Source organism: Belliella baltica DSM 15883, from assembly GCF_000265405.1.
Taxonomy (GTDB): domain Bacteria; phylum Bacteroidota; class Bacteroidia; order Cytophagales; family Cyclobacteriaceae; genus Belliella; species Belliella baltica.
In genome coordinates this window covers 102,549-114,232 of the sequence record NC_018010.1, presented here as the reverse complement: position 1 = coordinate 114,232, position 11,684 = coordinate 102,549, and the positions used below count along the sequence as shown (strand labels likewise).

The following is an 11,684-nucleotide window of genomic DNA, read 5'->3' as shown; positions in this document are numbered from 1 at the left end:
TTGGACAAAGAGGCGAACACGAACGAGGTGTAAAAAATAGCTAAAGCAAAAGTTCAATTGATTATCAATTAAGGAATTATGTTGACTTTAAAGATGCTTTAATTAAATCTTCTAATGAAATTTCTGAACCTGTTTTTTTCAAGATTGCTAAGATATTTTTTTCAGCAGTTGCTTTTGGAAATCCAAGTGTAATCAATGCCTGTAACGCCTCGTCTTTTACTTTATTGTTTTTGTTGAGAAATCCTGCGGAACTGGTAGATAAATCTAAAATTGAGTCTTTTTTGACTTTATCTTTTAATTCTAATACTATTCTTTGGGCTGTTTTGGCTCCAACTCCTTTTACATTTTGGATGGTTTTGAAGTCTTCTTGAATGATAGCTGTTTCTAATTCCTCTGAACTAAGGGATGACAAGATCATCAGTCCTGTATTAGGACCAACTCCGCTAATGGATATTAAATTGAGGAAAAGTTTCTTTTCCGCTTCTTCTTTGAAGCCATAAAGTGTATGGGCATCTTCTTTGATATGCAAAAAAGTGAGGAGCATTACTTGCTCCTCATCTTTTATTTTGGAGTAGGTTTGTAAAGAAATCTTCACTTGATAGCCTATTCCTGAAATATCAATTATTACAAATGTAGGGTCTTTGAAGACCAATTTGCCTTTGAGATATGAGATCATATTTTAACTTGCTGTTTGTGCATCAACTACTGCAATTGCCACCATATTGACAATTTCTCTGATTGAGCTACCAAGCTGTAATATATGAACAGGTTTATTCATTCCCAAAAGAACAGGGCCAATTGCTTCAGCATTTCCTATTTCGGAAAGCAATTTGTAAGCGATATTTCCAGAGCTCAAGTCAGGGAAAATTAAGGTGTTTGCTTTTTTGCCGATCAAAGAACTAAACGGATAATTTTCTTTTTGAATCTCTTCATTCAAAGCAACATTGGCTTGCATTTCACCTTCGATGATTAGCTCAGGATATTTTTTCTTCGCAAGCATGGCTGCTTTGGCTGTTTTTGTGGCCGTTTCTCCTTTCGCCGATCCGAAATTGGAGTAAGATAGTACGGCCACTCTAGGTTCAATATCAAAGAATTTCACGCCATTTGCGGTCAATCCTATAATTTCCACTAACTCATCTGCTGTTGGATCAAGATTTACAGTAGTGTCAGCAAAGAAATAAGGACCTTTATCGGTATTCATGATATACATCCCCGCTACTCTATCAATACCTGGCTTGACACCAATTACATGTAATGAAGGCAAGATGGTTTTTGGGTAGTCTTTGGTTAATCCTGAAATTAATGCATCAGCTTCACCAAGTTCTACCATCATGGCTCCAAAATAATTTCTATCTCTCATCAAGCGAACAGCTTCTTTTGGAGTGATGCCTTTTCTTTGTCGTTTTTGATAAAGTACAGCACCGTATTCTTGCAATTTATCAAAGCTTTTGTAAGTGTCAATTATGGTTGCTCCATTGAGATCTAGCTTATTTTCCTCAATTAATGCCATGATTTTGTCTTCGTTACCCAAAAGGATTGGAATAGCGATTTTCTCATCACGAATCATTTGTGCGGCCTTAAGTATTTTGACATTGTCAGCTTCAGCAAAGACAACACGTTTTGGGTCTTTTTTCGCTCTAGAGATAACTCTTGACATTAACCTTTGGTCGATTCCGATTCTTTCTTGAAGCTCTAGCTCATAAGCATCCCAATCCGTGATCATGGTTTTTGCAACCCCAGACTCCATAGCAGCTTTTGCAACAGCAGGAGCAATTGTTGTGATCAATCTTGGGTCAAATGGTTTTGGAATAAGGTAAGTAGGCCCAAAAGCTAGTTTGTTGTCTCCATAAGCTTTATTCACAATTTCAGGCACAGGTTCTTTTGCTAATTTAGCGATTGCTTTAGCTGCAGCCAATTTCATTTCTTCATTGATTGCAGTTGCTCTGACATCTAATGCTCCTCTAAAAATGTAAGGGAACCCAAGTACATTGTTTACTTGGTTAGGGTAATCAGATCTGCCGGTAGCCATGATAATGTCTTCTCTGGCTGCTTTAGCCATTTCATAAGGAATCTCAGGGTCTGGATTGGCAAGCGCAAATACAATTGGATTTGGTGCCATTACTTTGATTTGATCACCTGAAACAATATTTCCGGCTGATAAACCTAAAAATACGTCTGCTCCAGATAAGGCGTCTGTGAGAGTTCGGATATCTCGGTGCGTAGCAAATTCACTTTTAATATCATCTAGGTCAGGTCTGTCCATGCGGATTGCACCTTCTTTGTCGCACATGACAATATTCTCTCTCTTAACTCCTAGAATCATGTAGAATCTAGTACAAGAGACAGCTGAAGCACCTGCGCCATTTACGACAAGTTTGATGTCTTCTATATTTTTTCCAACAACTTCAAGTGCATTTAATAATGCTGCTCCAGAAATAATAGCCGTCCCATGTTGGTCATCATGCATGACAGGGATTCTCATTTCTTTCTTGAGTGTGGTTTCAATCTCAAAACATTCTGGAGCTTTGATGTCTTCTAAATTAATTCCACCAAAAGTTGGCTCTAAGGATTTTATTATCTGTATTAATTTTTTTGGGTCTTTCTCGTCAATCTCGATATCAAAGACATCAATACCCGCAAATTTCTTAAAAAGCACTCCTTTACCTTCCATCACAGGTTTGGAAGCCTCTGGCCCTATATCACCTAAACCCAAAACAGCTGTTCCATTAGATATTACTGCTACTAAATTCCCTTTAGCAGTGTATTTATAGACATTTTCTTTATCGGCTTCAATTTCCTTACATGGTTCTGCAACTCCTGGTGAATAAGCTAGCGCCAGATCCAATTGACTTGATAAAGGTTTGGTCGGAATGACTTCAATTTTCCCCGGCTTTCCCTGAGTGTGGTAATTTAAAGCGTCCTCTTTTCTGATTTTAATCGGCATAAAGGTTTATAGTTTGGTCTTAATTAACTTGTAGCGATTGCTCTGGTAAAATATCTGTTGCCAAAAGTAGCGTTTCAATTTCTCTAATCGCTTCTCTATGACCTTGGTTTGGAAAGTATACAAAACCCTCCATGTAATAGAGTTTTCCTCTTTTTGCATCTACGATTACGTAAGCAAGAAATGACCCTCCCATTGAAATGTTGGCAGTTTTCCATCCCCCGCGAATTTCAACCGCAAAGTTATCATTTATATTGAAGTTATTGAATACCGGTGTAGGATCTACTTTTTCGATTACCAAATAAGAGTCTTTGTTATCGGGATCTCCAAAAATATGTTTTTGAGTGATTTGATCTCGTAGTTTGATTACATTTTCTGGGAAAACTTGCTCTTCAGAGGTGTAATCTGTTTCGTAAAAGAAAAGACTAATGTCTGCTCGATCTGTCCTTGGTGTTGGCTGTCTTAACCATAAAAAATCATCCTCAGCTTTTGCAATTTGATAAGATGCAGGAACATTGATCGCTAGTCCCAATTTTTCTCCAGCAACTCTAGCTACTGAGCTTTTTCTATTTAAGATATTCTTTTCAAGTCGACCTCTTTCTCTTACTTGAAAAAGATTTTGAAGCTTATTTTTATTCTGTTTTAAATTTTTGATCAATTCTTCTTCATTATTCCCGAAAAGGTAGATCAACTCCTGACCGACTGCAAATTCATCTTCACTTCGTAGCATGTAGAGGTTTGGATCTTCTGCTGCTTTTTCTTTGGCTTCTTTACTGAATATTTTGTTAATATTTTGACTTCCAGCTTTTTTGTCATCGAAAGTGGTGACATACACGATGTTAGTTGCCATCTTTAGAATTCTTGTCATCGCACGAGGATCTACACGTTTGATCGAAAACATGCTTTCATCTCGAATTAAACCTTCTACATCTTCTAAAAAAACATCTTGCAGAGCATCGCCAACGGGACCTTGCCACTTGGTAGAATCTATCGCTAAAATAATTTCTCCAATTGCTCCTCTTGCTTTTGGTTTAGTGGAGTTTGAATCTTTGCCGTAGTCATCACAAGACCAAATTGTACCTGCTGATATTAAAATGATTACTATCGATAATAGATTTGTCAATGATTTCATAATATTTATGGGGTTGTATAGGGCTAATTTAAATAATTAGTTGAATAATGAAAAAGATTTTTACTATTTAATTAGTTTATCCTATAATTAATTTTTGACCTGGCTTTATCTGATTTGAATTAAGATTATTTAATTTCTTAATTTGATCTATTGATATCCCACTCAATTTTTTAGAAATAAGCCATAAAGAGTCTCCAGGCTGTACAGTATAAACTTTTGATCCGCTATCATTAGTCGCAATGGCTTTTTCTACATTGGAAACCGATGCGTTGGAATTATTAGAATAAATTTGGAGGGATTGTCCAATCCTGATTGTGTTTGAGCTCAGGTTATTCCAGTTTTTGATATTGGTAACAGTTGTACCATGTCGTTGAGCAATGCTACCCAAAACATCTCCTGATCTCACTTTGTAGCTTACAAGTGTACCGGGACTTGCGCTATTACTGGAGCCTGACTCTTCAATTTTTGCAGTTCTTAAAGCAACTATTCTTTCGTTTGTAAGTGCCACATCTTCTTTAAAAGACTGGAAGTTCTCTGCAAGCAATGCTGCTTTTGCAACTGGGACTTTCAAGGAAATATGTTTGTGAGAGGAAGGAATTAATCTGTTTTTGATTGAAGGATTTAGCTGTTCTAAATCTTCGACACAAATACCTGCTACAGCCGCCAACTGCTCCAAATCTAATTCCTGATTGAATTTGATTTTTTCATAATTCATCGCATAGGTTGGCTCTTCTAAATACAAATTGTGTTCGTGTGTATTTCGAAGGATATACATCATTGCTTGGAATTGTGGGACATAACTTCTTGTCTCACGTGGCAAATAATCATAAACTCCCCAGAAGGTTTTTTTTCCACCGGATCTACGTATAGCTTTTCTGACATTTCCAGGACCGCAATTATAAGCCGCTAAAGCTAATTCCCAATTTCCAAACATGTTGTAAAGGGATTTTAGATATTTTGCTGCTGCATCTGTTGATAATTCAGGGTCCATTCGGTCATCTATATCAAGATTTGCTTGGAGATTGTACATTCTGCCAGTAGCTGGCATGAATTGCCATAGTCCCATCGCACCCACTCTTGATTTTGCTCTTGGATTCAAACCTGATTCTATGATTGCCAAATATTTAATATCGTCTGGCATATTGTGCTCAGCTAAGACTTTTTCAAAAAGTGGAAAATAGATTGCCTCACGTTCCATCACCATCCTTGCATAATCTCGATTTCTCACAACAAAGTAATTGATAAAAGAAAAAATTCGATCATTGAGTTCAAAAGGCATCTCAGTTTCCATTTCTTTGATTCGCTCTGCGACCTGATCGTAAGTGAAATCAGGGATGTAGTCAAATTGATAAATAGCCTGAATAGTTTCCTCTTGGATACCTTGTTCACTAATTCCAAAAAGTTCTTGACCATGAAGCATAGAATAGCTAAACAAAACCGTCATTATGGTAAGGGAAATGTATGCGATTGTATTTTTCATAGTCAAGTTATTTTATTGGCTGCTTGTTGTATTTAAATAATTGGCGAAAGCATAAAGCTCTGCTTCTTTGAATGAATTCGCCATTATTTGTAATCCAATCGGCAATCCTTTACTGTCAACACCGTTTGGTATTGATAAAGCAGGTACGCCTGAGACAGAAGCTTGTACTGTGAAAAGATCTTCAAGATACATGGCTACTGGATCATTACTATGCTCACCAAACTTAAACGCTGTCGAAGGTGTAGTCGGCATAATAATGTAGTCATATTTGTTTAATAAATCCTCTGTAAATTCTTTAATTAGTCTTCGGACTTTTTGAGCCTTAGTGAAATAAGCATCATAATAGCTTGCACTTAAGACAAAAGTTCCAAGCATAATTCTCCTTTTTACCTCCTCACCAAACCCCTCTGTTCGGGTCATTTTGTACATGCTTTCAAGATTATGTGCATTCGGAGTTCTGTATCCATATTTTACACCATCAAATCGAGACAAGTTTGAGCTCGCTTCTGCAGTTGTTAAGATGTAATAAGTAGGTAGGATATATTTGAGTAAAGGGAAATTCACCTCATCTACTTGATGTCCTTCATTCTTCAATCGATCTAAAACTCCAAGAGTATTTTCTTTAATTTCAGCTTGCAAAGCAGGAGATTCGATTGTTTCCTTCAAGTAAGCTACTTTTACTCTTTTATCAAAATGCAATAATTCGCTGTAGTGAGGAACTGGCTTTTTGGAAACTGTACTGTCAAAATCATCAGATCCAGCCATGATTTCCATCACCAAAGCATTGTCAGGGACATTTTTTGAAAAAACTCCAATAGTGTCAAAAGATGAAGCATAAGCAATCAATCCCCATCTAGATACTCTGGAATAAGTTGGTTTGATACCAACCAAACCTGTGAAAGCAGCGGGTTGTCTCACTGATCCGCCAGTATCAGTTCCAAGAGATACGGTACATAAATTAGCTTGAACTGCAACAGCGGATCCACCAGAAGATCCTCCTGGTACACGACTTTCATCAGCTGCATTGAGCACTTTTCCATGAACAGAGTTTTCATTAGAGCTGCCCATTCCAAATTCATCACAATTCAGTCTCCCAATAATAATTGCATCTTCATCAATTAATCTTTGGACAGCTGTGGAGGTAAACTGTGATTCAAAGCGCTCAAGAATTTTGCTTGATGCATTTACCGTATGTCCTTGGTAGCAGAGTACATCTTTGATACCAATGACCATTCCAGCTAATCTACCAGCACTCCCGGAAGAGATTTTTTCGTCAACCTTGGAGGCTTGAGCCAAAGCAGAATCTGTATAAACTTCAACGAAGGCGTTTAAGTGCGCCTTCGTCTGAATGTTATTGAGATAATAATTAACTATCGCTTTACAGTCGGTTTCCCTGTTTGCTAGCGACTTTTTTATTTCGTCAAATGAAAGGAATTTTTCCAATGTTTGATTTTTTTAGTCTTTCTTCTTTTTGTCATCCTTCAGACCATCTTCTAGGTCGTTTTGGATTTCTTTTGTTGCGTCCTTGAATTCTCTAATACCTCTACCCAATCCTCTCGCTAATTCAGGGATTCTTTTGGCACCGAAGAATAATACAATTACCAAGATGATTAGAATCATAGATCCTGGACTCATTCCTCCGATAAAACCTAATGCTGTCATGATCTTATTATTTAGATTTTGAATATGATACAAAGATATAACAGTACTACGCTAACACAAAGTATTAGCGTCCTGTTATTCTTCTTTTTTTATAAATATACAAATAATTATTGTCTATTGTCCAGCAAGCCAGGTGGACGGATTCATTGGTTGCAAGCCTTTCCACGTTTCAAAATGTACTTCAGCTACACCATCTTTGTTGGTATATACTTGGCCAAGGACTTGTTTTGCTTTTATCTTATCGCCTGTTTTGATTGAAATCACTTTCAACTTGCTATACATTGTGTAATATTCACCATGTTTGACTACGATAGTACCACCATAGCCTGGGATAGTTCCTACTTTGATGACTTCACCATCGAAAACTGATCTGACATTAGAATTTGGAGCGGTTTGAATATCTACACCGTCGTTGTCTTCAACTATTCCTTTTAAAGTAGGGTGTGGATGTGTACCAAATTTTTTAGAAATGAACCCAGTCTCTACTGGCCAAGGTAATTTGCCTTTATTTCCTGCAAATGAACTTGATAAAGCTGCCGCCTCAGGTGTTAATGGTATGCTACTTCCGGACGCTTTGGTAGCTGTAGAATTTGATTTTTTAGCCTCTGCCTCAGCCCTTTTTATCTCATCTTCAATAGCCCTTTTAATCAAATTGTTTAGGTTTTCTTGTTGTCTTTTAGCTTGAACTATCTTTTTTCTAAGGTCGATTTCTTGACGGTTCAAAGAGCTTACAATGGTTTGCTGTTCTACTCTAGCTTGTGCAAGCTGTCTTCGTTGCTCTTCTTCTTTATTGATTACCTGTTGCTTTTCCAGTCTTTTTTCTTCCAAGCGTACTCTTTGACTTGCTAAATCTTCTGAGACTATTTTTATTTGTTCTACCTGTTTTTTTCGAGCATCTGTGTATTGCTTGAGATACTTCAAGCGCATATAAAATTGCTTAAATGTACTTGAACTAAAAATAAATGTAGTGATAGTCATCCCTTGGTTCATTTTGGATGAAGTGTAAACCATATTGGAATACTCTATTTTTAAGTTACTCAGATCATTTTCAAGTGATTTTATTCTTTTCTCAGTTTCGGCTATTTCTGTATCAATCAAAGTCACTTCTCTACTCAATGTTCTGATGTAAGTTACCCGAGTTTCTAATTGCTTATTGACAACACTCAACTGTCCTAAAGATGTTTTTTTTGAAGCTGCAGTTTGTTTTAGAATCTTATCAAATTCCAAAAGCTTCTTTTGCACTTCTGCTCTTTCCTTTTCCAGCTGCTCTCTCGATTTTTTTGTTTGAGCAAACGCATCACTCAAAAAGCTGGAATAAAAAATCCCAAGAATCATAAAAAGAAGAAATGCAGTTTTTTTCATTTACTTAAAACTGAAATGGGAAAGTTATTGGTGTATCTGATACGCTAATATTGGAAAGGTCAATATGAATTATTGAGTTTTGCATTTCTCCGTCAATGGAAAATGAAATTTTGTAAAGAGATGCATTTGGAAAAGGTTGATTGTTTACATCTTGAAAACTTGCATAATTTGCCAACAAAGCGCCCTTTTCATCCATAGAATTGCTCGTAAGCTCTTCTACTTTCCCGTGCTTTGTACTGACTTTTGAGTGATAACGTATATTTTCTCTAGTTTGGGTAAGTTCGAAGAATTGTCCAATTCTGATTAATCTGTCTCTATAGCTAAATTCCTCAGGTACATTTGCATAAAGCAAATTTTGAAATAGGCTTAAAGACAGATTTAGTCCGAATCGATTTTCAAACTCCACATAACTCATGTTGATGTCTTGCCCGTTGATTCTGTCTTTGATGCGAATCTTATCCTTAGTGATGATTCCTCTAAGTGCCTCGATTCCTAGTCCTGGGGTTACACTAAACCAAATCACACTGTCTCGTTTAGCACGAAGATTTAAAGTACCCCTTGTGGTCTTGCCACTTGGTTCTTCGATGACAATTCTTGCACGAGCATTCATGTAAGAAAAATTAAAGTAAGCAGGTTCAAATTCCTGCATGACTTCGTCTGAGATATAAAGATTTGGTTTTTTTGCACAACCAGAAGCTAGTAGAAAAAGAAGGATAAAACTTCCTAAAAGTATCCTAGTCATAATATCTTTGATCCTTTATTTTTTTGAATAGTAAATCTGTGGTTTCCTCTCCACCCTCTGCTTTTTTCCAAAAGCTAATTGCTTCATTTCTATTGCCTAAATGATAGAGAATATCACCATAGTGCTCTAACATGATCCCACTAGGAGAGGCTTCAGTTTTTAAAGCTTTTTCCATAAAAATTTTAGCATTTTCATAATCCTGCAATTGGAAAAGAACCCATGCATGTGTGTCGAGATAAGTGGCATTATCAGGATAAATCTTGACTAATTTTTCTGACATGGATTTTGCTTTTTCAAGGTCTTTTTTTGAAAGAGAAAGGAAGTAAGCATAATTATTTAACACATGTTCGTCATTAGGTCTTTCTTTCAGGACTTTTTCATAAGACTCATACGCTTCTTCTTTTTTGTCCAAGCTGTGATATACATCGCCTAATTGTCCATATATCAATAATTCAAGCTGTTTATTTTTACTTTGATTGAGTTTGAGAGATTCATTGAGCGATTCTGCAGCTTCTGTGCCTTTTTCTAAAGCAGATTTGGCTGTTCCATCAAAATACCAGAACTCTGGTCTTTCTGGAAATTCATCAACAGCTATGATGGTGTACTTTTCTATTTCTTCAAAATCACTACCAGTTTCAAACATGATGGTAATTATTCCCTGAAGCACTTGAGCATTGTTTGGATTGATTGCCGCAGATTTTTTATAGTACTCTAAAGCAGCAATTTTATCTTCATTGAAAAGTCTTCTGTCACCAATTACGGTCAAAACATTGGGATCATTGGGATTACTTTTTAACATGCTTGCCTCAAGTTCGTCTAAGAGGCTTTCTCTTTTTTCTGTTTTTATTTCTTGAAGCACATCTGAGAATGCTTGTGCTTTGACTAATCCATCTAAATCAGGGTTTGAGAATGCTTCCAGCATTAAACTCTCTGCAGTTTGTAGCTCCCCCAAATCTTTGTAAAGAGCATAAGCACCCATTTGTAAATCGGGCTGATTTGGATAAGTTTCAAGTGAAGTTTCGATTACTTTAATAGCATCTCTGGTCTTCCCATTGTTGAAAAGAATTTCTACTAACGCTAATACATAATTTGAATTTCCAGGATTTGATGAAATCAATTTTTCACCTTCTTCGATCGCTTTTTGAAGGTTGTTTTTTCGAAGGTAAATCCTTTGTTTTTGTGTCACAAGTTGCTCTACCACACCATAATATTCTTCTGCCCGATCCAAAGCGTCAAGGGCTAAGTCAAATTCATTTGCACTAAGATATAGAGAGGCTAATTCTAAGATGTAATTTTGATTTTCACCAGAGCTTTCCATTAAACTCTCAATGATTTCAGCTGCCTTGAGTGGTTGATTTTGCTTGCTGAAACCTTCTGCCATGAGGAGATTGTAGTACTTATTGTCCGGTTCAGCTTCTACAGCTTGCATTCCGTATTCTAAAGCATTCTCAACCTGATTTGCCTTAAGAAGGATTTCTGCAATTTTGAAATTGATCGCAGGTTCTTCAGGAGCTATTTCTCTTGCCTTTTGAAAGTAAAAATATGCCTTATCATAATCTTCCAACATCAAAAATTTCTGACCCTCAATAAATAGCCGAGTTGTTTTAGTTTCTTCTATGATTTGCTTTCTTTCTTTTTTAGATAATCTCTTTTGAGCCGTCGCTGTATTGAACAGGATGAAGCAGGAGAGGATGAAAAGAAATATTGACTTTTGTGAATTCACGCGATCTGATTTAATATGTGAGAAAGATTCAGTTACGAAGGCTGAAAATCTCTTGTTTCTTTTGAAAGTGAATGGGTTTTATTTAGTCTGTGGAACCTTATAACTTACAAACATAATGCCTTTTATTCACTCAGACAATTTGTCAAAATCTTAAACGTAAATATGGAAGAAATGGTGCGTTTGAAAGGATTTGAATTATAATTTGCCGGTACTTCCGTATCCGCCTGCACCTCTTTCGGTATCAGAAAGGCTTTCGGTTGACTCCCAAGAAATCTGCTCGTGTTTGGCGACGATCATTTGGGCGACTCTTTCTCCATCTTCAATGGTAAATGGCTCTTTAGATAAATTCACCAAAAGTACTTTTATCTCTCCTCTGTAATCGGCATCGATTGTTCCGGGACTATTGAGCACTGTCAACCCATATTTGAAAGCCAGTCCTGAACGTGGCCGAATCTGTGCTTCAAATCCCTCAGGTAATTCAATATATAAACCTGTTCCGATCAATTTCCTTTCCAAATAACCCAAAGTAATTGGCTCTTCTATATTTGCTCTTAGGTCAAGACCTGCGGATTGTGGGGTTTGATATTCAGGTAAAGAATGCTTGGAATTATTGATGACTTTTACTTTCATAGATAATTTGGA

General features: G+C 36.6%; 10 protein-coding genes. All 10 read right to left on the bottom strand.

Features of this window, described 5'->3' with window-relative positions; all coding sequences use genetic code 11:
- Positions 1 to 76 precede the first annotated feature (76 nt).
- Positions 77 to 676, bottom strand: coding sequence for a Holliday junction branch migration protein RuvA (gene ruvA / locus BELBA_RS00555; protein ID WP_014770802.1), 600 nt, complete (start codon positions 674 to 676; stop codon positions 77 to 79).
- Between the two features lie 3 nt (positions 677 to 679).
- On the bottom strand, positions 680 to 2,944 hold the full coding sequence (locus tag BELBA_RS00550; RefSeq protein WP_014770801.1) for an NADP-dependent malic enzyme: 2,265 nt from the start codon (positions 2,942 to 2,944) through the stop codon (positions 680 to 682).
- Between the two features lie 19 nt (positions 2,945 to 2,963).
- Positions 2,964 to 4,073: a DUF4837 family protein gene (locus BELBA_RS00545; protein WP_014770800.1), complete on the bottom strand. Its 1,110-nt coding sequence runs from the start codon at positions 4,071 to 4,073 to the stop codon at positions 2,964 to 2,966.
- 76 nt (positions 4,074 to 4,149) lie between these two features.
- The gene (locus BELBA_RS00540; RefSeq protein WP_014770799.1) at positions 4,150 to 5,553 is read right to left on the bottom strand and encodes a transglycosylase SLT domain-containing protein; all 1,404 of its coding nucleotides are present in this window, start codon (positions 5,551 to 5,553) and stop codon (positions 4,150 to 4,152) included.
- Positions 5,554 to 5,565: 12 nt separating this feature from the next.
- Positions 5,566 to 6,996: an Asp-tRNA(Asn)/Glu-tRNA(Gln) amidotransferase subunit GatA gene (gene gatA, locus BELBA_RS00535; protein ID WP_014770798.1), complete on the bottom strand. Its 1,431-nt coding sequence runs from the start codon at positions 6,994 to 6,996 to the stop codon at positions 5,566 to 5,568.
- Positions 6,997 to 7,008: 12 nt separating this feature from the next.
- A complete protein-coding gene (gene tatA / locus BELBA_RS00530) occupies positions 7,009 to 7,215 on the bottom strand; it encodes a twin-arginine translocase TatA/TatE family subunit (RefSeq protein ID WP_014770797.1) in 207 nt (68 codons plus the stop codon).
- A gap of 114 nt (positions 7,216 to 7,329) precedes the next feature.
- On the bottom strand, positions 7,330 to 8,577 hold the full coding sequence (locus BELBA_RS00525; protein ID WP_014770796.1) for a murein hydrolase activator EnvC family protein: 1,248 nt from the start codon (positions 8,575 to 8,577) through the stop codon (positions 7,330 to 7,332).
- Between the two features lie 4 nt (positions 8,578 to 8,581).
- The gene (lolB1, locus tag BELBA_RS00520; RefSeq protein WP_014770795.1) at positions 8,582 to 9,319 is read right to left on the bottom strand and encodes a lipoprotein insertase outer membrane protein LolB1; all 738 of its coding nucleotides are present in this window, start codon (positions 9,317 to 9,319) and stop codon (positions 8,582 to 8,584) included.
- Positions 9,312 to 11,042, bottom strand: coding sequence for a tetratricopeptide repeat protein (locus BELBA_RS00515; RefSeq protein ID WP_014770794.1), 1,731 nt, complete (start codon positions 11,040 to 11,042; stop codon positions 9,312 to 9,314). The genes lolB1 and BELBA_RS00515 overlap by 8 nt, the downstream gene beginning before the upstream one ends.
- A gap of 195 nt (positions 11,043 to 11,237) precedes the next feature.
- Entirely contained in the window at positions 11,238 to 11,672 is a 435-nt protein-coding gene (gene dut, locus BELBA_RS00510) for a dUTP diphosphatase (RefSeq protein ID WP_014770793.1), read from the bottom strand.
- Between the last annotated feature and the right edge of the window lie 12 nt (positions 11,673 to 11,684).